The 25,103-nt window shown below is 61.7% G+C and carries 19 protein-coding genes; 4 read left to right on the top strand and 15 right to left on the bottom strand.

Annotated features, from left to right (window positions below; genetic code table 11):
- Positions 1-128: 128 nt before the first annotated feature.
- Both dnaJ and hrcA read right to left on the bottom strand, forming a co-directional pair.
- The gene (dnaJ, locus tag GFD18_RS05850) at positions 129-1,280 is read right to left on the bottom strand and encodes a molecular chaperone DnaJ (RefSeq protein ID WP_163200373.1); all 1,152 of its coding nucleotides are present in this window, start codon (positions 1,278-1,280) and stop codon (positions 129-131) included.
- Positions 1,281-1,336: 56 nt separating this feature from the next.
- The gene (gene hrcA, locus GFD18_RS05845; RefSeq protein ID WP_163200374.1) at positions 1,337-2,440 is read right to left on the bottom strand and encodes a heat-inducible transcriptional repressor HrcA; all 1,104 of its coding nucleotides are present in this window, start codon (positions 2,438-2,440) and stop codon (positions 1,337-1,339) included.
- Positions 2,441-2,749: 309 nt separating this feature from the next.
- On the opposite strand from hrcA, the gene tkt reads away from it, so the two are divergent.
- Positions 2,750-4,855 (top strand): transketolase, encoded by a 2,106-nt coding sequence (tkt, locus tag GFD18_RS05840; protein ID WP_163200375.1) that lies wholly within the window; start codon positions 2,750-2,752, stop codon positions 4,853-4,855.
- Positions 4,856-5,027: 172 nt separating this feature from the next.
- A complete protein-coding gene (tal, locus tag GFD18_RS05835) occupies positions 5,028-6,131 on the top strand; it encodes a transaldolase (RefSeq protein ID WP_100510986.1) in 1,104 nt (367 codons plus the stop codon).
- A 141-nt stretch (positions 6,132-6,272) separates the two neighbouring features.
- Here tal and GFD18_RS05830 read toward each other — a convergent pair whose 3' ends face one another.
- The 11 genes from GFD18_RS05830 to uvrA all read right to left on the bottom strand — a co-directional run bounded on the left by GFD18_RS05830 (position 6,273) and on the right by uvrA (position 21,232).
- A complete protein-coding gene (locus GFD18_RS05830) occupies positions 6,273-7,436 on the bottom strand; it encodes a pyridoxal phosphate-dependent aminotransferase (RefSeq protein ID WP_163200376.1) in 1,164 nt (387 codons plus the stop codon).
- 153 nt (positions 7,437-7,589) lie between these two features.
- Entirely contained in the window at positions 7,590-9,107 is a 1,518-nt protein-coding gene (locus GFD18_RS05825) for an aminotransferase class I/II-fold pyridoxal phosphate-dependent enzyme (RefSeq protein ID WP_404801615.1), read from the bottom strand.
- Positions 9,108-9,382: 275 nt separating this feature from the next.
- Entirely contained in the window at positions 9,383-10,222 is an 840-nt protein-coding gene (locus GFD18_RS05820; protein ID WP_163200378.1) for an HAD family hydrolase, read from the bottom strand.
- Positions 10,223-10,311: 89 nt separating this feature from the next.
- Positions 10,312-10,560 carry a preprotein translocase subunit SecG gene (secG, locus tag GFD18_RS05815; RefSeq protein WP_100510990.1) on the bottom strand — a complete coding sequence of 83 codons (249 nt, stop codon included), beginning with the start codon at positions 10,558-10,560 and terminating at the stop codon, positions 10,312-10,314.
- Between the two features lie 96 nt (positions 10,561-10,656).
- On the bottom strand, positions 10,657-11,457 hold the full coding sequence (gene tpiA / locus GFD18_RS05810) for a triose-phosphate isomerase (protein ID WP_163200379.1): 801 nt from the start codon (positions 11,455-11,457) through the stop codon (positions 10,657-10,659).
- Between the two features lie 77 nt (positions 11,458-11,534).
- Positions 11,535-12,743 carry a phosphoglycerate kinase gene (locus GFD18_RS05805; RefSeq protein ID WP_163200380.1) on the bottom strand — a complete coding sequence of 403 codons (1,209 nt, stop codon included), beginning with the start codon at positions 12,741-12,743 and terminating at the stop codon, positions 11,535-11,537.
- 144 nt (positions 12,744-12,887) lie between these two features.
- Complete coding sequence (whiA, locus tag GFD18_RS05800) at positions 12,888-13,844, bottom strand: DNA-binding protein WhiA (RefSeq protein WP_163200381.1); 957 nt, start codon at positions 13,842-13,844, stop codon at positions 12,888-12,890.
- A gap of 198 nt (positions 13,845-14,042) precedes the next feature.
- Positions 14,043-14,966: an RNase adapter RapZ gene (gene rapZ / locus GFD18_RS05795; protein WP_163200382.1), complete on the bottom strand. Its 924-nt coding sequence runs from the start codon at positions 14,964-14,966 to the stop codon at positions 14,043-14,045.
- Positions 14,966-15,859, bottom strand: coding sequence for a shikimate dehydrogenase family protein (locus tag GFD18_RS05790; RefSeq protein WP_318644323.1), 894 nt, complete (start codon positions 15,857-15,859; stop codon positions 14,966-14,968). Before GFD18_RS05790 ends, rapZ begins: the two co-directional genes overlap by 1 nt.
- A gap of 76 nt (positions 15,860-15,935) precedes the next feature.
- Entirely contained in the window at positions 15,936-18,275 is a 2,340-nt protein-coding gene (gene uvrC, locus GFD18_RS05785; RefSeq protein WP_225432916.1) for an excinuclease ABC subunit UvrC, read from the bottom strand.
- A gap of 8 nt (positions 18,276-18,283) precedes the next feature.
- On the bottom strand, positions 18,284-21,232 hold the full coding sequence (gene uvrA / locus GFD18_RS05780; protein WP_163200384.1) for an excinuclease ABC subunit UvrA: 2,949 nt from the start codon (positions 21,230-21,232) through the stop codon (positions 18,284-18,286).
- 239 nt (positions 21,233-21,471) lie between these two features.
- Between uvrA and GFD18_RS05775 the strand changes: the two genes are divergently transcribed.
- Both GFD18_RS05775 and GFD18_RS05770 read left to right on the top strand, forming a co-directional pair.
- A complete protein-coding gene (locus tag GFD18_RS05775) occupies positions 21,472-23,877 on the top strand; it encodes a carbon starvation CstA family protein (protein ID WP_163200385.1) in 2,406 nt (801 codons plus the stop codon).
- 118 nt (positions 23,878-23,995) lie between these two features.
- A complete protein-coding gene (locus tag GFD18_RS05770; protein ID WP_163200386.1) occupies positions 23,996-24,199 on the top strand; it encodes a YbdD/YjiX family protein in 204 nt (67 codons plus the stop codon).
- Positions 24,200-24,224: 25 nt separating this feature from the next.
- Here GFD18_RS05770 and GFD18_RS05765 read toward each other — a convergent pair whose 3' ends face one another.
- Complete coding sequence (locus GFD18_RS05765; RefSeq protein ID WP_163200387.1) at positions 24,225-24,512, bottom strand: acylphosphatase; 288 nt, start codon at positions 24,510-24,512, stop codon at positions 24,225-24,227.
- Positions 24,513-24,549: 37 nt separating this feature from the next.
- Positions 24,550-24,918: a metallopeptidase family protein gene (locus GFD18_RS05760; protein ID WP_163200388.1), complete on the bottom strand. Its 369-nt coding sequence runs from the start codon at positions 24,916-24,918 to the stop codon at positions 24,550-24,552.
- Positions 24,919-25,103 lie beyond the last annotated feature (185 nt).

Genomic DNA, 25,103 nt, shown 5'->3' with positions numbered 1-25,103 from the left:
TCATTTCGGTCCCGGTTTTCGGCGTCGCTACGCTTTCATCCGCAGGGATTGGGGACTGTCGGGACCTGGCCCGGTCTCCCCCGTCGGCATGGACGGGAAAGACCGGGCGGTGCTCGGGTGCGCTGCCTCTAGCTCAGGGCGTCACGGAGCTTGGAGAAGAATCCCTTCGGCTTTGATGTCGGACGGGGCTGGGAATTGCGCGGGATGCGCTTCGAATCGGTGTCGCCATCATGCGATTGCGCGAACTGCTCGATGAGCTTGCGCTCGTCATCGTCGAGCTTCGTGGGGATGACGACGATGACGTGGGCGATGAGGTCACCGCGCTCCCCCTTGGAACGCAGGCGGGTGACGCCGAGACCGTCGAGCGTGATGACATCCTCCTGCTGGGACCCGGCGGGGATGTCGATGGTGCGTTCCCCGTCGAAGGTGTCGATGCTGAGGGAATGACCCAGCACGGCCCAGCTCATGGGTACCTCGATCCAGCAGTGAAGATCGTCGCCCTCACGCACGAAGTTCTTGTCGGGCGCCACGTGGACGTCGATGTAGAGGTCGCCGGCGGTGCCGCCGCACTCGCCCACCTCGCCCTGAGAGGCCAGTCGCAGACGGGTGTCGTCGGTGATTCCGGCGGGAACGGACACGCCTACGCTGCGCTTGGATCGGATCCTGCCGTGGCCCATGCACGACGGGCAGGGATTGTCGATCACCGTGCCATGGCCTTCGCATCGGTCGCAGGGTGCCGAGGTCATCATCTGGCCCAGCATGGTGCGCACGACCTTCTGGGCGAAGCCACGTCCCTGGCAGTCCGGGCATGTGGTGGGCGTCGAGCCGCCGGCGGTGCCGCTGCCCTTGCAGTCGGGGCACAGCGCCATGGTGCGGATGTCGACGTGGGCGGTGCCGCCGAACACGGCGGTCTTGAGGTCGATGGTCACGTTCGCGAGGGAATCCCGTCCGGGCTGCGTGCGCGGGATCGGTCCCTGCGCTCCCCCGCCGAAGCTCTGCCCGAAGAACTGGCCGAAGATGTCGCCCATATCGAATCCTGCGGCACCGGCGCCGAATCCGCCGGCATTCGGGTCGTTGGGGTCGACGCCCTGGTCGTACATGCGGCGCTTGTCGGGGTCGGAAAGCACCTCGTAGGCGGAATTGACCTCCTTGAACTTGTCTTCGAATTCGGGGCCTGCGATATCCGGATGATACTTGCGGCTCATCTTGCGATACGCCTTCTTGATCTCATCCTCGCTGGCGTTCTGGTTCACGCCCAATATCTTGTAGTAGTCAGCCAATGTGGGTCTTTCCTGTGGTTGTCGTTGTGATATCCGTCGATAATTGTGCCATAAGACTAGTCTGTGGAGTCGTCATCGGGGGAATTCTCCTCGTTGGCCATGAACTCCGTAAGGTATTTGGCCACCGCGCGCACGGCGGAGATGGTGGTCGCATAGTCCATGTGCGTCGGTCCTATGGAGCCGATGAAGGCAACCGGCTCCGCCGTGCCGGAGGGTTGTCCCGAACCCCCGTCGTCGTCCGCGGTGGACTGGCCATAGCCGCTGGTCACCACCGAGGCGTTCATGAGCCCGGGGGTATGGGTTTCGGAGCCGATGGCTATGCCCACGCCATGGGACTGCGTGACCTCGCTGAGCGCGGTCATCAGCCGCATGATCACAGCCTGCTCCTCCAATGCATCGAACAGCGGCGCGATGACGTTCATGTCGACCACCTGACGGTGGGTGAGCTGCGACGTTCCGGCCATGTACAGGTTGCTGGACTGCTCCTGCGTGGCGAGCTCGTCGCAGACCCGTGCCAGCGCCTCGAGCAGCGAGCGGTTGATCGGGGACGATTCGTCGCCGGCGAACATGCGGATGTCGTTTCCGGCGCGACGTAGCGAACGTCCGGTGCATGCCGTGTTGATCTTCGCGCTTATGCGGGAGAGCGTATCGTCTCCGGGCCGTTCCGCCGCGATGATCGTGCGTTGCTCGACCCGTCCGGTGTCGGTGATGACGACGACGAGTATCGTGGCCGAGGAGACGGGCACCATCTCAAGATGGCGCAGCGCCGAACGGGCCAACGACGGGGATGCGACCACGGCCACCTGTCCGGTGATCTGGGCGAGCAGTCGCGCGGAGCGGCGCAGGGTGTCGTCGAGGTTCACCGATCCGGAGAGGAAGCTGCGTATGCCGCGTTTCTGCGCCTTCGACAACGGCACGACGGTGGCGAGCTTGTCCACGAAGTAGCGGTACCCCTTTTCGGTGGGTATGCGGCCTGCGGAGGTATGCGGCTGGATGAGATAGCCCTCGTCCTCCAAGGCGGCCATGTCGTTGCGTACGGTGGCGGAGCTTACGCCGAGGTCATGGCCGCGTGTGAGTGCCGCCGACCCCACCGGTTCATGCGTCCGTATATAGTCCTCGATGACGGCTCGGAGTACCGACATGCGTCGCTCGTTCGTCATGCAAGCCTCCTTAGAATCGTTGTCCTGGCATACGGTATCCAGGCCGGGCCTGGTTGTATGCCTCCCCCTATTTTTAGCACTCGGCGGTTTCGAGTGCTAGCTGAAGGCGTAAACGAACTTAAATGAACAACCATGAACATTTTTCTAACATGCTGCGATAGGAAATGTGTCGTGAAGTCTTCGCGCTGGGATACCATAAAAGGGCAAATGAAGCCAATATGCACGTTCTAGTTGAAATACGTACGATGTGTACGCTCACAAATTTGAACGTGCGCGTTGGTTCCATCCGATTGGAAGGAAAGTTGATCCATGACCGAATTCAAGGAGACCGAACTGGACGAGCGCGCCATCAAGATGGCCAAGGTTCTTTCGGCTGATGCGGTCGAGAACGCCGGAAGCGGCCACCCCGGTTCCCCCGTCTCGCTGGCGCCTATCGCCTACACCCTTTATCAGCACTTCATCAAGCATGACCCGAACGATCCCAAGTGGGAGGGTCGAGATCGCTTCATCCTTTCCGGCGGCCACGCCTCCCTCACCCAGTACGTGCAGCTGTACCTCTCCGGCTATGGTCTGACGCTGGACGACCTCAAGCACTTCCGCGGCGGCGCCGACACCCGTACCCCGGGCCATCCCGAGTACGGCCTGACCCCGGGCATCGAGATGACCACCGGCCCGCTGGGCCAGGGCTTCGCCTCCGCCATCGGCTTCGCCTACGGTGAACGCTTCCAGCGCGGCCTGCTCGATCCGGAGACCCCGAAGGAAGACTCCCCCTTCTACCACAAGATCTGGGCCATCTGCGGCGAAGGCGACATCGAGGAGGGCATCTCCGGTGAGGCCGCCGCTCTTGCCGCCAACCAGAAGCTCGGCAACCTGACCGTGATCTTCGATGCCAACCGCATCCAGATCGAAGGCGACACCAACCTCGTGCTCGCCGAGGATGTGCTCAAGCGCTTCCAGTCCTACGGTTGGTACACCGACGAATTCAGCTTCATCCAGCCCGACGGCTCCTACAAGGAGGATGTCGAGGGCCTGGCCGACGTCATCGCCAAGGCCGAGGCCGCCGCTCCCGACCAGCCGAAGCTCATCAAGGTCCACTCCCTGATCGCCTGGCCGACCCCGGGCAAGACCAACGATCCGTCCTCCCACGGCTCCAAGCTGGGCGCCGAGGCCGTCGCCGGCCTCAAGAAGCTGCTCGGCTACGACCCGGAGCAGAGCTTCCAGGTCGACGAGGACGCCCTCGCCCACGCCCGCAAGGTCGCCGAGCGCGGTCTGGCCGCACATGCCGCCTGGGATGAGAAGTTCGAAGCCTGGCGCAAGGCCAACCCGGACAAGGCCGCCCTGTACGACCGTCTGAAGGCCGGCGAGCTGCCGGAAGGCTTCGACAAGGCCATCGACGATCTCGAGGCCACGTTCGAGGTCGGCAAGGGCGTCGCCACCCGTGGCGCCTCCGGCTCCGTCCTCAACGCCATCGCGGCCGTCATGCCCGAGCTGTGGGGCGGCTCCGCCGACCTCGGCGGTTCCAACAAGACCGACCTCAAGGGCGCTGCCACCTTCGCCCCCGAGGAATGCGCCACCAAGCAGTGGCCGGTCTGCAACGAGTTCGGCCGCCAGCTGCACTTCGGCGTGCGCGAGTTCGCCATGGGCTGCATCACCAACGGCATCCTGCTGGGCTCCTACACCCGTCCGTTCGGCGGCACCTTCTTCATGTTCTCCGACTACGAGCGCTCCGCCGTCCGTCTGGCCGCGCTGATGGAGATCCCGAACCTGTACGTGTGGACCCACGATTCCGTCGCCGTCGGCGAGGATGGCCCGACCCACCAGCCGATCGAGCACCTTGCCTCCTTCCGCGCCATGCCGCAGCTCGAGGTCGTCCGCCCGGCCGACGCCTTCGAGACCGCCGAGGCCTACCGCTACTTCTTCGAGAAGAAGAACACCCTGCCGACCGCCATGGTGCTGTCCCGCCAGGGCATCCCGGTCCTCGCCGAAACCGCCGCCAAGGCCAAGGACGGCGTGAAGAAGGGCGCCTACGTGCTCGTCGACACCGAGGGCACCCCGGACGTCATCCTCATGGGTACGGGCTCCGAGGTCCAGCTGGCCGTCAAGGCCGCCAAGACCCTCGCCGAGGAGGGCATCAAGGCCCGCGTGGTCTCCGTGCCGTCCCTCGAGTGGTTCGAGGAGCAGGACGCCGAGTACAAGGAGGCCGTGCTTCCGGCCGGTGTCAAGGCCCGCGTGTCCGTCGAGGCCGGCGTGGCGATGCCGTGGTACAAGTACCTCGGCTCCTACGGCAAGCCCGTCTCCATCGAGCAGTTCGGTCTGCAGGGCGACGGCGCTCAGAACCTCATCGACCTCGGCATCACCGCCGAGCACGTGGTCGAGGCCGCCAAGGCCTCCATCGCCGAGGTTCAGGCCGCCTGATTCCATAACCGAATCACTATGAAAACGTGGTTTCCTCTTCCGGGGAACCGTCAGATGCGATCTGGCCGAGGGGAGCAATCTCAGCCCACTCCCCTCGGCTCGTCTCCGACGGACGGCTTCCCCGCTCCAAGGAAAAGGAAATCCGGGCGAGATTTCATCAAGGAGAAATGAAATGACTGAAGCAACCCAGCGTACGTCCGATTCCGGCGTTTCCATCTGGCTGGACGACCTGTCCCGCACCCGCATCGAGTCGGGCAACCTGCAGGAGCTCATCGCCGACAAGAACGTCGTCGGCGTGACCACCAACCCCTCCATCTTCCAGAAGGCCCTGAGCCAGGTCGGCCCGTACGACGCCCAGCTCAAGGAGCTCGGCAAGGTCGACGTCGAGACCGCCATCCGCGAGCTCACCACCACCGACGTGCGCAACGCCACCGACATCTTCCGCGAGATCGCCGAGAAGACCGACTTCGTCGACGGCCGCGTCTCCATCGAGGTGGACCCCCGTCTCGCCCACGAGACCGAAGCCACCGAGAAGCAGGCCGTGGAGCTGTGGGAGAAGGTCAACCGTCCGAACGCGATGATCAAGATCCCCGCCACCCTGGAAGGCCTGCCGGCCATCACCGCCACCCTGGCCAAGGGCATCTCCGTGAACGTCACCCTGATCTTCTCGCTCGAGCGCTACGAGCAGGTCATCGACGCCTTCATCGAGGGCATCGCCCAGGCCGACGCCAACGGCCACGACCTCAAGCACATCGGCTCCGTCGCCTCCTTCTTCGTCTCCCGTGTGGACACCGCCGTGGACAAGAAGCTCGAGGAGATCGGCACCGATGAGGCCAAGGCCCTCGAAGGCAAGGCCGCCATCGCCAACGCCCGTCTCGCCTACGAGCTGTTCGAGAAGAAGTTCGCCGAGGATCCGCGCTGGGCCGCCCTCGAAGCCAAGGGCGCCAAGAAGCAGCGTCCGCTGTGGGCCTCCACCGGCACCAAGAACCCGGCCTACTCCGATTGCGTGTACGTGGACGAGCTCGTCGCCCCGCACATCGTGAACACCATGCCGGAGAAGACCCTGAACGCCCTCGCCGACCACGGCAACGGCGCCCCGACCATCCCGGGCACCTACGAGGAGAGCCACGCCGTCATGGCCAAGCTCGCCGACCTGGGCATCGACTTCAAGGCCGTCACCGACAAGCTCGAGGCCGACGGTGTCGCCGCCTTCATCAAGTCCTGGGACTCCGTGCTCGCCGACGTGCAGGCCGGTATCGACCGCGTCAACGGCTGAGACTCCCGAAAAGTCATATGACCGGTTCTCCGGCATCATATGATTGATGGATTATCAGGGGCTCTGGTTTCTTATGTAGAAACCAGAGCCCCTATCGTTATTAGGGTTATTTCATATATATAACGACATCATATTAAAGTCTTACAGTGATTCCAGCCATGTGCGCATACGGCGCAGTCCCTCGGCGGTGGCCTGAGCCGTACCGACATATGACATCCGTACGAATCCCCTGCCGCGTGAACCGAATCCCGACGCCGGTGTGACCACGACCTTGCCCTCATGCAGCAGCCGTACGGCGAACTCATGGTCGTCCATGCCCGTGGCGGAGACATCCACCAGTACATAGAACGCGCCGTCCGGTATGTTGCAGCTCACCAACGGCATGTCGGCGATGGCGGACACGACCATGTCCCTATTGGCTCGGTACGCCGTCTTCATCGTGGGAAGAATATCCGAACCGTTGTCCAAGGCGGCCGCGGCACCGGTCTGCAATGCGCCGGGGACACAGGATACGACGTTCTCCTGCATGATCGTCATCTGGTCGATGATCGGCTTTGGGCCGAATGCGCAACCGATGCGCCATCCGGTCATGGCGAACGTCTTCGAGAACGAATCCACGACGATGGTTCGTTCCTTCATCTCCGGCATCGACGCGATGGACAGGCAGCGGACGTCATCGTCGTATACGAACGCCCGATACACCTCATCACTGATCACCCACAGGTCATGTTTCACCGCCACTTCGGCGATGGCGGCGAGTTCATCGGGATCGATGATCGCGCCGGTGGGATTCGACGGGGAGTTCAGCAACAGAGCCTTGGTCCGTGGCGTGATGGCCTCTTCGACCTCCGACGCACGCATGCGGAATCCATTGCCGGCGTGCAGCGGCACCGGTACGACGTTCGCGTGGACCATACGCACCTGACCGAAATAATTCGCATAGCCGGGATCCGGGATGAGAATATCGTCCCCGATGTCCAGCGTGGCAATCAACGCCAGATAAATTGCCTCCATGCCGCCGGCGGTGATGATTATCTCGTCGTTCGGATCATAGTCGGGGCCGTCATGCTCACGCCGGTATCGACACCATGCCTTGCGCAGGTCCGCCGCGCCGCGATTGGGCGTGTAATGGGTATCGCCGCGCGAGGCTGCCGCATACGCCGCGTCGATGATCGGATGGGGCGTATCGAACCCCGGCTCCCCTATCGCGAATGAAATGGCAGTCGGTTCCGTCGCCGCCAGCTCGAACATCTCCCGTACGCTGGGATACAGCGCCTCCTGGGCACGCTGGGACAATGCCGGCATGTCGCCCCCTTTACGGTCTATTCATACGACAATCGCAGGGGCATTGTATACACGACGATATTGCCGCCGCTCGTATCGTTTCCGTATGCGGTATCGATACGAGCGCCTATGCAAACGATAGGGGGTTGCGGATGGCTTTTGCAGGGGTCGGCCTTACTGCCGATAGTAGCTGAGGAATTCGGTGAGCTTGGTGGTGGCGTCCTTGAGCACTTCGATGCGTGGCAGATAGACGATGCGGAAGTGGTCCGGCTCGTGCCAGTTGAATCCGCCGCCGCGAGTGATGAGGATGCGTTCGTCGTGCAGCAGGTCGAGGGCGAACTGCTCGTCGTCGGAGATATTGAACTTCTTCACGTCGAGCTTGGGGAAGATGTAGAACGCGGCCTTCGGCTTGACCGCCGTCACGCCGGGGATGGAGTTCAATGCGTTGTAGATGTAGTCGCGCTGCTCGTAGATTCGCCCTCCGGGAACGATGTAGTCATTGACGCTTTGGTGGCCGCCGAGTGCGGTCTGCACGATGGACTGCGCCGGCACGTTCGAGCAGATGCGCATGTTCGTGAGCATGTTGATGCCTTCGATGTAGTCCTTGGCCACGTTCTTGTTGCCGCTGAGCACCATCCAGCCCACGCGGTATCCGGCGATCATGTGGGACTTCGACAAACCGGAGAATGTTACGCAGAACAGGTCCGGAGCAAGCGATGCGATGGAGATGTGCTGCAGACCATCCATGACCAGACGGTCGTAGATCTCGTCGGAGAAGATCATGAGCTGGTGCTCGCGCGCGAGGTCGACGATCTGCTGGAGCACTTCCTTCGGATAGAGCGCACCCGTGGGGTTGTTCGGGTTGATGACGACGATCGCCTTGGTTTTGTCGGTGATCTTGGAACGCATGTCGTCGATGTCCGGATACCATTCGGACTGCTCGTCGCACAGGTAGTGCACCGCGGTGCCGCCGGCCAGGTTCACGCAGGCGGTCCACAGCGGGTAGTCGGGGCTGGGGATGAGCACCTCGTCGCCGTTGTCGAGCAGGGCGGACATCGACAGGTTGATGAGCTCGCTCACGCCGTTGCCGGTGTAGATGTCGTCGATGGAGACGTTGGGCAGGTTCTTCAGCTGCGCGTACTGCATGATGGCCTTGCGTGCGGAGAACAGGCCCTTGGAGGCGGAGTAGCCCTCGCATTCGGGCAGCTGGTGCGCCATATCGTAGATGACCTCGTCGGGTGTGCGGAATCCGAACGGGGCCGGGTTGCCGATGTTCAATTTGAGCACGTGCGTGCCGGTGGCCTCCATGCGGGCCGCCTCGTCGACCACCGGGCCGCGGACGTCATAGAGCACATTGTCGAGTTTGGTGGACTTATTGAAGCGGCGCATGGGATGTCCTTTCGAAGAGGATGTGGATTCGGGAGCGGAAGCATGAAGGTTCAAGGAGGGGTCGACGGCAGGATGCCGCGGAGGTTCCGAATCCGGTTCAACGGGTTCGTGCTCCATGGGGACGTCCTTGCCGGCGAGCCAATCCTCACGCACGTTCAATGTCTCGGCGAGAAAACGCATGATGTCGGGCCGTGGCGTGGTTTTTCCGCTGACATACTGGCTGATGTGGCTTTTCCCGAGTCGTACCCCGCTGCCATCGGCGGCTCGGACGAAATCCACTTGCTTCATATGCCGCAACGACATGGCGGAGTTCAATCTGGAAGCGAAGGTTGCCTCACCCATGGTTCTCCTTGGTTCAAAGTTAAGTTCAAAACCACAACTGAGGTACACAGTAACACGAGGCGCCATAAGTTCAAAAATGACGGTTCAAAGAACGGAAACCAGCTTGCTTCCAAGAAGTTCAATATTGAACTTGACGTAGGTCAGAGTCGATAGACCGTATTTCAATCCCCCAATAAAGAAACTACGTAGATTTTCATATTTGTTTTCGCAAGTGCGAAAGCTTGCGAAAACAGATATCACATAGCGAGATTGAACTTCTGCTGGAGCCACCGAGCTACGCCGTCCTCATTATTGGGACGGCATATTTCGTCTGCGATGGTCAGGACCTCTGGATTGGCGTTGGCCACAGCGACTCCTGTACCCGACTGTTTGAGCATGTCGATATCGATGAGGTCGTCGCCGAAGGAGGCTGTTGCGGTCAGCGGAATGTTCAATCGTTCGCAGAGCAGGTTCAATGCATGTTCCTTGTTTGCCTGTGGGTTCATAAGCATCCACATCACGCCTTCGCTGATGCTTACCGAGAAATCAGGAGGAATCAGGGAACGAAGTTCATGCCACTGCTCGGGCTCTGGCAGGATGATGATCTTGTCGGCGATGCCTTCGGGGACATCGGTGAAATCCGTGTACCGGAACGTTTGGGTCTTCCATAGTTCCCGCACATCGAAGTTCGTGTACCGGATGTCGTTCATGACGATGCCGATGCGAATGCCGGGGAATCGTTTCAGAATGAACCGGCAGACCTCGCATGCTCGTTTCGAGGAAAACCCGACTTTGATGAGGTGCCCGTCCTCGGGAATTACTCCGCTGGTCAGCAACGACGGACTGGAATTCTCGGGGTCGAGATCCAACAGCGCTCCGTTCAGGTATACGCATGCGTCGACGGGAAGTCGTTCGACGAAATACGTCGCGGTGCTGACCGGCCGTGCGGTGGCGATGGCGAACTTCACTCCCCTATCATGCAGTCGCATTATGGTGTCGATGGTGTTCTGGGTGATGAACCTGCCTTCGAAGGTATCGGCGTCATGCAACAGCGTGCCGTCAAGATCGGCGACGATCATCCGCGGATTATCGGTCATGGTGTTTCCTTACGCGATTGGTGGATTGAAAAAGAAAAACCCGCGGATGAATGAATCCGCGGGATGGATATAATCCGATGATATATGAATCAGGCGAGGCCGTACTTGGCCATCAGACCCAAGGCGATGATGATGGCCACCCAAATCAGGGCGACGATGACGGTAAGACGGTTCAGATTCTTTTCCGCGACACCGGAGGTGCCGGCATTGGCGGTGAGGCCGCCGCCGAACATATCGGAAAGGCCGCCGCCCTTGCCCTTGTGCATAAGAATAAGCAGCGTCAGCAAGATGCTTGCGATGACGACGATGATTTCAAGAACAATCTTGAGAATGGCCACGATTACCTCCGGGAAATATTACTGTGACTAACCATACCGTACAGTCGGGATAATATGTTGGATATTCGCCGCATTCGCCCATGCGATATACGTATGTCAGCGACGGGCCGCGGCGGCCTTGGACGTCAATCGCGCAATGGTCGCGAACTCCTCGGCATCGAGCGAAGCGCCTCCGACAAGGAAGCCGTCGATGTCCTTGCCCTCCATCATGAGCTGCGTGGCGTTCGAGGAATTGACCGACCCGCCGTACAGAATGCGAACGCGCTGCGCCACCGAATCGCCATATACATCGGTGAGATGGGACCGGATTGCGGCGGCCGCCTGCTGGGCGGATTGTGGTGTGGCCACCATGCCGGTGCCGATTGCCCAGACCGGTTCGTAGGCGATGAGCATCTGCTCCGCCTCTTTATCGGAAAGATCTCGGATGACATCCTGCACCTGACCGACGGCGAATTCCAGTTCGATGCCCTGCCGACGTTCCTCGAAGCTTTCACCGACGCATAGGATGGGCTTCATTCCTGCCGCCAGCACGGCGCGGACCTGATCGACGATGTTGGCATCGTCTTCGGGATGATACTTCCGTCGTTCCGAATGGCCGACGAGCACATAGGTGCAGCCAAGCTTGGCAAGCATATCCGCAGACACGTCACCGGTGAACGCACCCTGATTCGTGACCGAAACCGCCTGTGCTCCATAGGTCAGTTTCAGACGGTCGGCTTCGATGAGCACCTGCACGCTTCGGATCGAAGTGAACGGAGGCATGAGCGTCACTTCGCAGTGGCGGAAGCCGAAATGGGCATCTCGCAGTGTCCAAGCCAGTTTCTGCACGAAATACGTGGCTTCGAGATGATCGAAGTTCATCTTCCAATTGCCGGCTACCACGGGAATGCGAGTCATGAAGGTCCTTTGGTAAAGATTCGACTCCCATCGTGGCGGGATTGACCCGACGATGGGAGTCGAATAACAGGAAAATATTAGTCGAGAACGCTCAGGCCAGGCAGGGTCTTGCCCTCGAGGAACTCGAGGGAGGCGCCGCCACCGGTGGAGATGTGCGAGAAGCCATCCTCCGGGAAGCCGAGGTTACGCACGGCGGCAGCGGAGTCGCCGCCACCGACGATGGTGAACGCACCGGCATGCGTGGCGTCGACCAGGGCTTCGGCCACGGCCTTGGTGCCTTCGGCGAAGGTCGGAACCTCGAACACGCCCATCGGGCCGTTCCACACGACGGTCTTGGAGTCGACGATCTTGTCGTGGAACAGCTTACGGGTCTCCGGACCGATGTCCAGAGCCTCTTCGTCGGACGGGATGGCATCGGCGGCCACGACCTTCGGGTCGATGACCGCGTCGTCGCCGGCCGGGAAGCCGGGGTTGACGACCACATCGACGGGGAGCAGCAGCTCGACGCCGTTCTTCTTGGCGGTCTCCATGTAGCCCTTGACGGTCTCGATGTTGCTCTCGTCAAGCAGGGAGTTGCCGACCTCGTGGCCGAGGGCCTTGAGGAAGGTGTAGGCCATGCCGCCGCCGATGATGAGGCGGTCGACCTTGCCGAGCAGGTTGGAGATGACGCCGAGCTTGTCGGCGACCTTGGCGCCGCCGAGCACTGCGGTCAGCGGGCGCTCCGGGTTCTCGGTGGCCTTGGAAAGCGCGGTGACTTCCTTCTCCACCAGCAGACCGGCGGCGGCCGGCAGATCGGCGGCCACGTCGTAGTTGGAACCCTGGGCGCGGTGCACCACGCCGAAGCCATCGGAGACGAAGACGTCGCCAAGGGCGGCGATCTTCTTGGCGTACGGGGCGCGGACCTCCGGATCCTTGCTGGTCTCTTCGGGGTTGAAGCGGACGTTCTCCAGCAGCACCACGTCGCCGTCGTTCATTGCGGCGACCTTGGCCTGGGCATCCTCACCGTAGGTGTCCTTGGCCAGCGGAACGTCGACGCCCAGCAGTTCACCCAGGCGCTTGGCGACCGGGGCGAGGCTCAGCTCGGGAACGACCTTGCCCTTCGGGCGACCGAGGTGGGCCATCAGAATGACCTTGGCACCCTGCTCGCGCAGAGTCTTGATCGTGGGCAGGGCGGCCTTGATACGGCCATCATCGGTGATGGTGGTGCCGTCCAGCGGGACGTTGAAGTCCGCGCGGACCAGCACGCGCTTACCCTGCAGATTTCCGAGATCCTTAAGAGTTTTCATTGATATCCTTTCCTGCTGCGGCGCATGACCGCATTCCTGCTTCACCTGCGCCACTTGGAATATTACCTTGCCAAAGGGATAAACCGAAACATTCGGGACTTGGTTTTTCGTGATGTCGCGAAAAACCAAGTCCCGAATGGGATGTCATTGGTTCTGCTCGGCCTCGGCCCGTTGCTTCTCCACCTTCGTGGCAAGCTGCAGCAGACGACGGATACGGCCTGCGATGGCGTCCTTGGTGACGGGCGGGTCGGCGAGACGTCCGAGCTCCTCGAGGCTGGCGTCGCGGTGGTCGAGACGCAACTGTCCGGCCGCGCGCAGATTCTCCGGGATGTCATCCCCCAGAATCTTGAACGCCTTCTGCACTTTCTCGCTCGCCTCCACGGCGGCCTTGGCGCTGCGGCGCATGTTGGCGTCGTCGAAGTTCGCCAGACGGTTGGCCTTGCCGCGGTATTCACCGTCGTTGCGCTTGCCGCTCCATTCGCGGGCGGTACGGGCGGCTCCCATGAGCGTGAGCATGCGCTCGATGACATCGGGGTCACGCAGGGTCACGCGTTCGGAGCTGCGCACCTGACGGGCCTTGGCCGTGATTCCCAGACGTCGGGCGGCTCCGACCAGCGCCAAGGCGGCTTCGGAGCCGGGGCATACGATTTCCAGATAACTGGCCTTGCCGGGATCGGAGAGCTCGCCATGGGCAAGGAACGCACCGCGCCATGCCGCCTTGACCTGGGCGATGTTGCCCGAGACGATTTCGGCGGGGAGGCCTCGGACCGGACGCTTGCGACGGTCCAGCAGACCGGACTGCAGGGCCAGTGCGCCGCCGGCCTTGAGCACGCGTACCGAATAGCGTTCAACGGTTCCGGTCGGCGTCTTGCGTGCGACCTTGATGAGATCGGCCTCGTGGCCGTATACCTCCTGGATGGTGCGCTGGAGCCATTGAGCTGCCGCCAGTGAATCAAACTGGCTTTTCACCACGATATGACGTTGGATAAGGTGCAGGCCACCGCCGAATCGAATCATCGCGGCCGCCTGGGCCTTCTTGGCGGCAGGCAGTTCGTCGTCGATCGCGGCCAGTTCGCTTTTGACTTCATCTACCAGAGCCAAGAGCCAACCTCCTTTAAGTTGTACAGCTTCAATGTTGGTTCGCATTCCTTTCCCCAGAAGGGAAAAACGTTTGTGTACCGGCTATCTGTGTTACCTAACTCGGTGGACAAAGATAGGGGGTAATTTCAGCTGAAGCGGGAACATTTCAGGATGTGAGACTGACATGATCGCGCAGCTGTGATGCCTGTTTTCCAATGCTCATTGGTGCCGTTTTTTCAGCTCTCTGGCCGAAACGGTGACATTGAGCTGATGTGAGCGCAAACGTGCGGCCAGTGCGTTGCTCATGGCGACCGAGCGGTGCTGACCGCCGGTGCATCCGATGGCAATGGTGACGAAATGCTTGTCCTCGCGCGAATACCCGCGTATCGCCGTGAGGATCGCGTCGGTGTAGGAGTCGAGGAATTCCCCGGCGCCTTCGCTCGACAGCACGTAGTCGCTCACCGGCTTGTCGTTGCCGTTGAGCTCACGCAGCTGCGGAACCCAGAACGGGTTGGGAAGGAACCGCACATCGGCCACGAAATCGGCGTCGAGCGGCACTCCGTATTTGAATCCAAAGCTGAAGATATGCACGGCGACGGTCGTCGGGCCGGTGCCGAGCAGCGCATCGTACAACTTGGTGGACAGCTCGTGGATGCTCAGCGACGAGGTGTCGATGACCACGTCCGCACGTTCCTTGAGGTTCGCCAGAAGCGTGCGCTCCTCCTCGATGCCGTCGATGAGACATCGTCCATGCTGCAGAGGGTGGGGACGACGGACGGACTCGTAGCGTTGGATGAGCACATCGTCGGCCGCATCGAGGAACAGGATGCGGTACTTGACGCCCAGATCGTCAAGATGGCTGAAAACTTGGGCGAGATCGTCGAAATACGCCCGGGAACGCACGTCGATGACCGCGGCGAGCTTATGCACCTTCGAACCAGACGAGGTCATCATGTCGACAAGCGGCACCAGCAGGTTCGGAGGAAGATTGTCGACCACATACCATCCCATATCCTCGATGCTGTCCGCGGCACGCGAACGGCCCGCACCGGACATGCCGGTAATCAGCAGCACCTCGAACTCATCTGCCGGTTGGGGCCTCTCCTCTTCATTGCCGATACCGGCGAAGGTCGTTCCGGTCATTACAGCACCTCCTCCAGAGCCGCCCTGATGGTGGAGTCCAGATGAGGCGGCAGCTTGTCGAAATCCGTACCCGTCATGTAGGCGATCTGCGGTATGGCCTGATAGAGCAGCATCTCCTCCCCGCCCACTGCGGCGGCGCCCAGCTGGCGCCAGACACGAATCAGTTCAGACGGCCTGGGACTGTATACCACGTCGAGCAGGACGCCGGGAAGGGAACCCTTCTGCAACCGTTCGAGCTGCACGGCGGTGGAGTCGGCCGCCCGGGACGGCAGGGTGCTGATGACGATGCCGATGTTCGGCACGGCTTCGGGGATCTGCCCCATGGCGATGACATCCACGCTCATTCCGAAGCTCTGGGCGAGCGGAGCCAAGGCGTGGGCCTTTTCGGGATGGCGTGCGGCGATGGTCACGTGCTGGACCTGCATGGTGGAGAGGGCGGCGATCGCCGATGTGGCCGTGGACCCGCTGCCGATGATCAGTCCGTTGGAACGAACCTCGTCGGGCACGGATACGTGGTGCCGCTTCATCGCATTGGTCAGCGCGAGATTGATGCCGGCGACATCGGTGTTATATAGACGGATGCGCGGGTTGGGCGCGCCCGTCGACCAGTCGAACACGGCCGTGTTGGCCACGCCGAGCTTTTCCGCCCAGCGGTTGGCCGGTTCGCCCATGGGCATGATGGTCTTCTTCAACGGCATGGTGAGACTCAGACCGTGCCAGCTCGAATCAAGCTCGCCGACGAAATCCGCGAGCGACCGTTCGTCGATTTCATGGCTGTCGTAGAACCAGTCAGCCAGTCCCATGGCCTTGTACGCCGTGTTGTGAATCAACGGGGAAAGGGAATGGGAGATGGGCTTGCCCAATACGGCGGCGCGATGTCTGATCTCTGTCACTGGTGTGCTCCTTGCTTCTCTGCTCTCATGCTAGCTCATGGACGTACCATCACGTATCAGGGTTCCATCTTCGCGTCTATCGGCCGTCGTCACGCTCACCATGCAGCGAATCGTAGATCGCCTGGGCTTTCTTCCACCCGATGCCCGGGACCTCCATCAGCTCCTCGACCCCGGCCTCACGCATGGCCTTGACCGAGCCGAAGCGGGCGAGCAGCTTCTTCTGATATGACAGACCGATGCCGGGTATGGCGTCAAGGGCCGACCGCAATCCGCCTTTGCTACGCGTCTCACGATGATAGGTGATGGCGAAACGGTGGGATTCGTCACGCACCCGCTGGAGCAGATACATGCCCTCGGACTGCCGCTTGAGAATGACGGGATAGTCGTCGTCCGGAACCCAGACCTCCTCAAGGCGCTTCGCCAGACCGCACAACGCGACGTCGTCCACTCCGCAGTCGGCCATCGCCCGAGCTGCGGCCGCGACCTGAGGCTGGCCGCCGTCGACGACAACGAGATTCGGCTTGTATGCGAAATGCCGATGATTCGTGTTCTGCTGCACGATCTGCGAGGCATCCGTCATACGGTCTCCGGATTCCGTCACGGAATCGCCGGCCTTGTCGATACGACGCTCGTTGTCGATGCTCTCCCCCGTATCTCCCGCGATGTTGCCATGGCGGAACCTGCGGGTCAGGGTCTCATACAGCGCCGTCGTGTCGTCCACCGCGCCCTTGCCGTCCTTGCCGCGGATGGCGAAACGCCGGTATTCGGATTTCTTGGCGATGCCGTCCTCGAACACCACCATGGACGCCACCTGATAGATGCCGCCCACGGTGTTGGAGATGTCGTAGCATTCGATGCGCAGCGGAGCCTGCTTGAGGCCGAGTGCTCGGGCCACGTCGTTCATGGCTTCGGTTCGCATGCCGACATCCTTGATGCGGCTCATCTTGCTGCGCTGCAGCGACTGCCTGGCATTGGCCATGGCGCGGTCCATGAGATCCTTCTTCTCGCCGCGTGAAACCGTGCGTATGGTGACCGTGGCCCCCCGCATGCCTCTCAGCCATTGCTCGAGTTCGGTTCGGCGCGCCGGCTCGACGGGGACGATGATCTCCCTCGGCACCGGGGCTATGGGCGCCAGCAGATCATCCCTGCCCGTCTGCTCCTGCCTGGCATTGCGCGATCTGGTCGCCTGGGCGCGGGCCATGGAGTCGATGGCCGTCACGCGCTGGGTCGAACCGATGGCGCTGCGGCGTTCCGAAACCGTCACCGCGGATTCCGTACGGCCGGAATCGGTCTCCGATGACAGGACGGCAAGCTCCCCCGTCACGTCCGAATACACCTGGGTGATGAGATCGGCCATCAGCTCGTCGTCGCTCACATCCTCCACGCGTTCGACGCTCCAGCTCTTCTCGCCGCGAATGGTCCCCGCCCGCACGAAGAACGCGTGCACGCTCGCCTCCAGCTCGTCGGAATCGAAGCCGAACACGTCCGCGTCCACATCGGTGCCGAAGACCACGGCATTCTGCTGCAGCACGGTGCCGAGCATGGCGATCTGGTCGCGGATGCGGGCCGCCTTCTCGAATTCGAGCTCGGCGCTCGCCGCTTTCATGTCGGCGGTGAGCTGCGCGATATACGATTTGCCGAGCCTGCCGGTCATCACACCGACGAGCTGTTCGCACATCGTGCGATGCTCATCGGCGGAGATCCGTCCGACGCACGGCGCCGAGCACTTGCCTATCGAGGCGAGCAGGCAGGGACGTCCGGTCAGCTGCGCCTTGCGGAAGGCGCTGGCGGTGCAGGTGCGCACCGGGAAGCTTTTCAGGAGTTTGTCGAGCGACTGCCGCACATCCCATACCTTCGCGTATGGGCCGAAGTACCGGGTCCCGCGATGCTTGCGGCTGCGTGTGATCCATACGCGCGGATATTCCTCGCCGATGGACAGGGCGAGGTAAGGGTATGTCTTGTCGTCGCGGAACACCACGTTGAATCGTGGATCGAACTCCTTGATCCACGTATATTCCAGCGTCAGAGCCTCCAGCTCGGTGCCGACCACCGTCCATTCGAGGCTGCGGGCGGTGAGCACCATCGTCTGGGTGCGCGGATGCAGCTGGTACAGCGGCTGGAAGTAGTTGGGAAGCCGGTTGCGCAGGTTCTTCGCCTTGCCGACGTAGATTACACGCCCTTCGCCATCGCGCCACTTGTACACGCCTGGTTCGGCGGGGATGTCTCCGGTCTTCGGGCGGAACAGGTCGCGCGAGTCGCCGAGCAGGGGCGCCCCGTTGGCGTTCGTCCTTCGCTCCGCGTTCGCGGAGCGCCCGTCGTTGTCCGCGAGATGATGACGCGACTGCTCGCGGCGGATGTCGTCGGCGGCCTTCTGCCATACGTCGGACGAGTGCCGTTCCAGCATTCCCGAAGCCATGCGCCCTCCTACTTCAACATGGGCTTGAGGAACCGGCCGGTCCAGGATTCCTCGCATTCGGCGACCTGTTCCGGGGTGCCCTCGGCCACGATGGTGCCGCCGCCGTCACCGCCCTCGGGACCGAGGTCGATGATCCAGTCGGCCGATTTGACCACGTCGAGGTTGTGCTCGATCACGATGACCGTGTTGCCTTTGTCGACAAGGCTCTGCAGCACGCCGAGCAGCTTGCGCACGTCTTCGAAATGCAGGCCGGTGGTGGGTTCGTCGAGGATGTACACGGTCTTGCCGTCGGAGCGCTTCTGCAGTTCGGTGGCAAGCTTCACGCGCTGGGATTCGCCGCCGGAAAGCGTCGGGGCGGGCTGCCCGAGACGGATGTAGCCGAGGCCCACGTCAACAAGCGTGTTGAGATAACGGGCGATTGAAGGATACGCCTTGAAGAAGTCCGCGGCCTCCTCGATGGGCATGTTGAGCACATCGGCGACGGTCTTGCCGTTGTATTTCACCTCGAGCGTCTCGCGGTTGTATCGCCGGCCGTGACAGACCTCACAGTCCACATACACGTCGGGCAGGAAGTTCATCTCGATCTTCAGCGTACCGTCGCCGTGGCAGGCTTCGCATCGTCCGCCCTTTACGTTGAACGAGAAACGCCCCGGACCATATCCGCGCACCTGCGCCTCGGGAGTCTTGGCGAACAGCTGACGGATCTTATCCCATACGCCGGTGTAGGTGGCGGGATTGGAACGCGGGGTGCGTCCGATGGGGTTCTGGTCCACATGGATTACCTTGCGCAGCTGGTCGACGCCTTCCACGCGGGTGTGCTTGCCCGGCACGATGCGGGCCCCGTTGAGCTTATCGGCGAGCACCGGGTAGAGGATGGTGTTCACCAGCGTGGACTTGCCGGAGCCGGAGACACCGGTCACGCATGTGAACACGCCAAGGGGGAAGTTCACCCTGAGGTTCTTGAGGTTGTTCTCACGGGCTCCCACCACGGTGAGCGTCTTCGTCCTGCGCACCTTGCGGCGACGCTCGGGCACCTCGATGGCGCGTCTGCCGGCGATGTAGTCGCCGGTGATGGATCGCTTCGCATCGACAAGATGGTTCGCGGGCCCCGAATAGACCACCTCTCCGCCATGCTCCCCGGCGCCGGGGCCGATGTCCACCAGCCAGTCGGCCTCCTCGATGGTCTCCTGGTCGTGTTCGACCACGATAAGCGTATTGCCGAGATCGCGAAGATGGTGCAGCGTCTCGATGAGGCGTTCGTTATCGCGCTGGTGAAGGCCGATGGACGGCTCGTCGAGCACGTACATGACGCCCACCAGGCCCGAGCCGATCTGCGTGGCCAGACGAATGCGCTGCGCCTCGCCGCCGGACAACGTGGCGGCGGCGCGCGAAAGCGTCAGGTAGTCGAGACCGACGTCGTTGAGGAATCCCAGACGCGCGCGGATCTCCTTGAGCACCTCGCCGGCGATGGTGGCGGCCGAGCCGGTGAGCTTCAGGCCGTTCACCCATGCCAGCGCCTTGCGCACGGGCATGTCGCACACGTCGAAGATGGACTTGCCGCCCACGGTCACGGCCAGCACCTCGGGCTTGAGTCGTTTGCCGCCGCATTCCTGACAGGGTACTTCGCGCATGTACGACTCGTAGTACTGTTTCATCGAATCCGAGTCGGTCTCGTCATGGCGGCGCATGAGCGTGCGCACCACGCCCTCGAAGCCGGTGGAGTATTCGCGCAGGCGTCCCCAGCGGTTTCGGTACGAGACCCGCACCTTGAAGTCGTGGCCGTACATGATGGATTGGCGCACGTCCTCGGGCAGGTCCTTCCATGGGGTGTCCATGGAGAATCCCATCTCGTCGGCGAGGCCTTCGAGCACGTGTCCGTAGTACTGCGATGTCGTCTTCGTGTTCGACCATGGCTCGATGACGCCCTCGGCGAGCGACTTCTCCGGATCGGAGATGACCAGCTCGGGGTCGATTTCCAGCTTGAATCCCAGGCCGGTGCACACCGGGCACGCGCCATACGGCGCATTGAACGAAAACGTGCGGGGCTCGATCTCGTCAAGCTCCAGCTGATGGCCGTTCGGGCAGCTGCGCCTCTCCGAGAACGGCTGGCGTCGTGAGGGGTCCTTCTCGTCCACATCCACGAAATCGGCGACCACCACGCCGTTGGCGAGCTTCAATGCGGTTTCGATGGAATCGGTGAGACGCTGGCGGATGCCGTCCTTGATGACGAGACGGTCCACGACCACCTCGATGGTGTGCTTCTTCTGTTTGACAAGTTTGATGTCGTCGGAGAGCTGCGTCATCTTTCCGTCGATGAGCGCGCGGGCGTAGCCGTCGGACCGCAGCAGGTCCAGCATCTCCACGAATTCACCCTTGCGGCCACGCACCACGGGGGCGAGGATCTGGAATCGCGTCCGCTCCGGCCGGGCCATCAGCGTATCCACGATCTGCTGCGGCGTCTGCGCCGTGACCAGTTCGCCGCATTCGGGGCAATGGGGCACGCCCGTCCTGGCGAACAGCAGGCGCAGATAGTCATACACCTCGGTGATGGTGCCGACCGTCGAACGCGGATTGCGGTTCGTGGTCTTTTGGTCAATGGAGACGGCGGGACTCAGGCCCTCGATGAAATCGACGTCAGGCTTGTCCATCTGACCAAGGAACTGCCGTGCATAGGCGGACAGCGATTCCACGTATCGACGCTGTCCTTCGGCGAACAGGGTGTCGAACGCCATAGACGACTTTCCCGAGCCGGACAGGCCGGTGAACACGACCATCCTGTTGCGGGGAAACGCAAGGTCGACGTTTTTGAGATTATGTTCGCGTGCGCCCTGCACCACGATCTTGCGGTCGTTGGGAACGGCGGACAGGTCCGCGACCAACGCGCCGTCCTGCTCCCTGCCGTCGTGAAGCCATACGACGGAGCCGTCGTCGGTAACGCTGCTGGTTTCGCTTGCCATCGTCTCCCCCTGTCTGCATCGTCCGCTCACCGCGTTTTTACCGCATTCCAGAATACCCCATCGCGGCGGCATTTTCGAACAGCTGTTCGATGAGGGTGAAAGCGTTTCGATGTCGTCTTCATATCGACCGGGAAACGCGTAGATTAACTCCCTAAAAACACCCTTGACAGGATGTTTTTCTTCAAACTATCCTTACAAACCAGAAACGCAGAGTCGCGTTTCTGTAAGGAGAAGGGGCCATGTCAACAACAGTGGCTGAAAACAAGGAGATCCCTTCCTACACCGAGGAAGAGGAATCCCGCATCATCAGGAACAAGCAGGGTGTCCCCGTAGGTGTGGAGCCCGATTACAAATGGACGCCGAAGAAGGTCATCATATGGGTGATCATCACGGCTCTCGGCGTGCTTGCATGGACGATGATCGCCATCGTCCGCGGCGAGCAGGTCGACACCATTTGGTTCGTCATCGCGGCCGTGTGTACGTATGCGATTGCCTACCGCTTCTACGCGCTGTATATCCAGCAGAAGATCATGAAGCCCGATGACCGCAACGCCACACCCGCCGAGCGAATCAACAACGGCAAGGACTTCGATCCCACCAACCGCGTGGTGCTCTACGGCCACCACTTCGCCGCCATCGCCGGCGCCGGTCCTCTGGTCGGCCCGATTCTGGCAGCGCAGATGGGCTATCTGCCCGGCACCATCTGGATCATCGTGGGCGTGTGCCTTGCCGGCGCCGTGCAGGATATGCTCGTCCTGTTCTTCTCGATGCGTCGTGGAGGCCGCTCCCTCGGCCAGATGGCCAAGGACGAGATCGGCAGGATCGGCGGTTCCGTCGCCACCATCATCGTGTTCGTCATGCTGATGATCGTGCTCGCCGTGCTCGCCATGATCTGCGTGAACGCTCTGGCCGCATCCCCGTGGGGCGTGTTCTCCGTGGGCTGCACCATCCCGATCGCCATCTGCATGGGCCTGTGGCTGCGCTATGTCCAGCCCGGCAAGATCACCGAGGTCTCCATCGTCGGCTTCGCCGTGCTGATCTTCGTCATCATCGCGGGCCGCTGGGTGTCCGAGTCCTCCTTCGGCCAGCAGTACCTGCACCTGTCCCCCACCGCACTGGTGTGGTGCATGGTCATCTACGGCTTCTTCGCCGCCATCCTGCCGGTCTGGCTGCTGCTGACCCCGCGTGACTACCTCTCCACCTTCATGAAGGTCGGCACCATCTGCATCCTCGCCCTCGGCATCATCATCGTGCGCCCGATTGTCGAGATGCCCGCCGTCACCGCCTTCGCCACCAACACGGACGGCCCGGTATTCGCCGGCGCCATCTTCCCGTTCCTGTTCATCACCATCGCCTGCGGCGCCCTCTCCGGCATGCACGCCATGGTCTCCTCCGGCACCACGCCGAAGATGATCCAGAAGGAAAGCCAGGCCCGCATGATCGGCTACGCCGGCATGCTCATGGAGTCCTTCGTGGCCGTCATGGCCATCGTCGCCGCCATCTCCCTCAACCAGGGCATTTACTTCGGCATGAACACATCCGAGGCCACCAGTGAGAAGCTCGCCGGCACGGCCGTCGTGCAGGTCGCCAAGGACAAGGAGGACATCATGGCCGCGGCCGTGAAGAACCTCGGCGTCACCGACGTGCACGGCAACAAGATCCACGCCGAATGGGATTCCTGGGACGCCAACGGCAACGACAAGGTCTACACCGACGCCGACGCGTACCGTCAGCTCGCCAAGGACGTGGGCGAACCCTCCGTCGTCTCCCGTACCGGCGGCGCGCCTACGCTGGCCGTCGGCATGGCGCACATCCTGCATCAGATAGGTGGCGGACGGGCGATGATGGGCTTCTGGTACCACTTCGCCATCATGTTCGAGGCCCTGTTCATCCTCTCCGCAGTCGACGCGGTGACACGAGTCGCACGATTCCAGCTGTCCGACGCATTGGGCAACATCTGGCCCAAGTTCAAGGACCCGTCATGGCGCATCGGCGCATGGCTATGCACCGGCGTCGTGGTCGCGGCCTGGGGTTCGCTGCTGCTCATGGGCGTCACCGATCCTCGAGGCGGCATCCAGACACTGTATCCGCTATTCGGTATAGCCAACCAGCTTATAGCCGCCGTGGCACTGCTTGTGGTCACCGTGATGGTGGTGCGCAAGGGCTTCGTCAAGTACGTGTGGATTCCGCTCATCCCGCTCGTGTTCGACACGGCGGTGACCTTCGTGGCATCGTGGCAGAAGATCTTCTCCACCGATCCCGCCGTCGGCTACTGGCAGCAGTGGCGTGACGCGAACGCGAAGCTCGCCACGCTGACCGACCCGGCCGAAATCGAGGTCGAAAAGGCCATCGTGCGCAACACGTTCATCCAGGGCACGCTGTCGGCGGTGTTCCTCATCACCGTGGCGTTCGTCATGGTGTGCGGCATCGTCCGCATCGTCCAGACCGTCCGCACCAAGGACACCGCCACCAGCGAGGACCCGTTCGTCGAGTCCAACTTCTTCGCCCCGGTGACGATGATTCCGTCCAAGCTCGACCGCAAGCTCGTCAAGGAGTACGCGATCGTCGGCGACCCGGAGCTCATCCCCGGTCTCAGCCGCGAGCAGCGCGACGAGCTGGAGGGCAAGGTCAAGCAGCCGGCGTGACATACGCCCGCCGCTAGGCCGATGACATGACATTATGGCCACCGAACCGGAGTTCCTCCGTTCGGTGGCCATAATGGATTTATGGACCGTACGTGTACGGTCCGAGGAGATGAAGACAATGAACGTGAACATGACGACCATCCGCGACACCTGGCACGAGTTCCGTGCGTTTTGGCGAGACCTGACCGGCGAGAATGCCTACGACCGCTACGTGGAGCGTCACCGCCGCAACCATCCCGACCATGAGCCGATGAGCGAACGAGAGTTCTGGCATGCCCGCGACGATTTCCATGAGACGCATCAGTCGACGGGCTGCTGCTAGGCGGACGGCCTGTCTGCCGATCGCCTTACTTCACGATGAAGGCTCGCTCGTTGGCGAGCGCTGGTATTTCGGTGGTGGTGATGTGTTCCACGTTGCTCCAACGTGGACCTTTGCGGAGTTGTTTGGTGAATTGTTCGAGTTGGTCGGTTGGTCCTTGTGCTTCGATTTCGACGGTTCCGTCGTGTCTGTTGTGTGTCCAGCCGGTGATTCCGTATTGTCGGGCTTGGGTTGTGGTGTAGTAGCGGAATCCTACTCCTTGGACGAGTCCGGTGATGATGGCGTGTATGCGGGTTGTTGTGATGTTGTGGGTCATGGTGCGGTGTGGTTGTGTTGGTTAGTGGTGTTTGGCTTTAGTATCCGTGGGCGTGCAGGTAGTCGTCGTCGAATCCGAAGTAGTGGCCGATCTCGTGCATGACGGTTTTGCGTATTTGTGTGACGAGTTCCTCGTGGGTGTTGCAGATGCGTTCGTGGGGGCCTTTGAAGATGGTGATGATGTCCGGCATCACTCCCCCGTAGCTGTTGGTTCGTTGTGGTAGTGGTATGCCTTCGTAGAGTCCGAGGAGTTCGCCGTGCGGGTCTTCCATGGTGGCGAGTTCGCGTTCGTTGGGTTCGTCGTCCATGGCGATGCCGATGTTGGCGAGCGCTCGGTGGAATCGTTCGGGTAGGAGGCTGAGTGCTTCTTCTATTGCGTTTTCGAAGTCCTGGTCGCTGATGTGCATCGGTGTGTCTTTTCCGTCGGCGTTGATGGTTGTTCTTTTCTCACTGTTCTATATCCCGCCGACTTTTTCTTTTGCTGATTGGTGGATTGTCCATGCCTGTGCGGTTTACTACGCTGTGGGTCGTATGGTCAATCGTTTTGCGGCCTGTGTTGGAAGAAGTGGCTGATTGTAGTTTTTGAGGCTGT

The sequence above is a fragment of the Bifidobacterium saimiriisciurei genome, assembly GCF_010667655.1.
Classification (GTDB): domain Bacteria; phylum Actinomycetota; class Actinomycetes; order Actinomycetales; family Bifidobacteriaceae; genus Galliscardovia; species Galliscardovia saimiriisciurei.
This window is presented reverse-complemented; position numbering and strand designations above follow the sequence as displayed.

Bases quoted from the DNA above. Each gene is read 5' to 3' on its own strand.
- hrcA (WP_163200374.1), bottom strand. From the start codon at position 2,440: ATGACGAACGAGCGACGCATGTCGGTACTCCGAGCCGTCATCGAGGAC.
- tkt (WP_163200375.1), top strand. From the start codon at position 2,750: ATGACCGAATTCAAGGAGACCGAACTGGACGAGCGCGCCATCAAGATG.
- tal (WP_100510986.1), top strand. From the start codon at position 5,028: ATGACTGAAGCAACCCAGCGTACGTCCGATTCCGGCGTTTCCATCTGG.
- GFD18_RS05830 (WP_163200376.1), bottom strand. From the start codon at position 7,436: ATGCCGGCATTGTCCCAGCGTGCCCAGGAGGCGCTGTATCCCAGCGTA.
- GFD18_RS05825 (WP_404801615.1), bottom strand. From the start codon at position 9,107: ATGTCGTTGCGGCATATGAAGCAAGTGGATTTCGTCCGAGCCGCCGAT.
- GFD18_RS05820 (WP_163200378.1), bottom strand. From the start codon at position 10,222: ATGACCGATAATCCGCGGATGATCGTCGCCGATCTTGACGGCACGCTG.
- tpiA (WP_163200379.1), bottom strand. From the start codon at position 11,457: ATGACTCGCATTCCCGTGGTAGCCGGCAATTGGAAGATGAACTTCGAT.
- GFD18_RS05805 (WP_163200380.1), bottom strand. From the start codon at position 12,743: ATGAAAACTCTTAAGGATCTCGGAAATCTGCAGGGTAAGCGCGTGCTG.
- rapZ (WP_163200382.1), bottom strand. From the start codon at position 14,966: ATGACCGGAACGACCTTCGCCGGTATCGGCAATGAAGAGGAGAGGCCC.
- uvrC (WP_225432916.1), bottom strand. From the start codon at position 18,275: ATGGCTTCGGGAATGCTGGAACGGCACTCGTCCGACGTATGGCAGAAG.
- uvrA (WP_163200384.1), bottom strand. From the start codon at position 21,232: ATGGCAAGCGAAACCAGCAGCGTTACCGACGACGGCTCCGTCGTATGG.
- GFD18_RS05775 (WP_163200385.1), top strand. From the start codon at position 21,472: ATGTCAACAACAGTGGCTGAAAACAAGGAGATCCCTTCCTACACCGAG.
- GFD18_RS05770 (WP_163200386.1), top strand. From the start codon at position 23,996: ATGAACGTGAACATGACGACCATCCGCGACACCTGGCACGAGTTCCGT.
- GFD18_RS05765 (WP_163200387.1), bottom strand. From the start codon at position 24,512: ATGACCCACAACATCACAACAACCCGCATACACGCCATCATCACCGGA.
- GFD18_RS05760 (WP_163200388.1), bottom strand. From the start codon at position 24,918: ATGCACATCAGCGACCAGGACTTCGAAAACGCAATAGAAGAAGCACTC.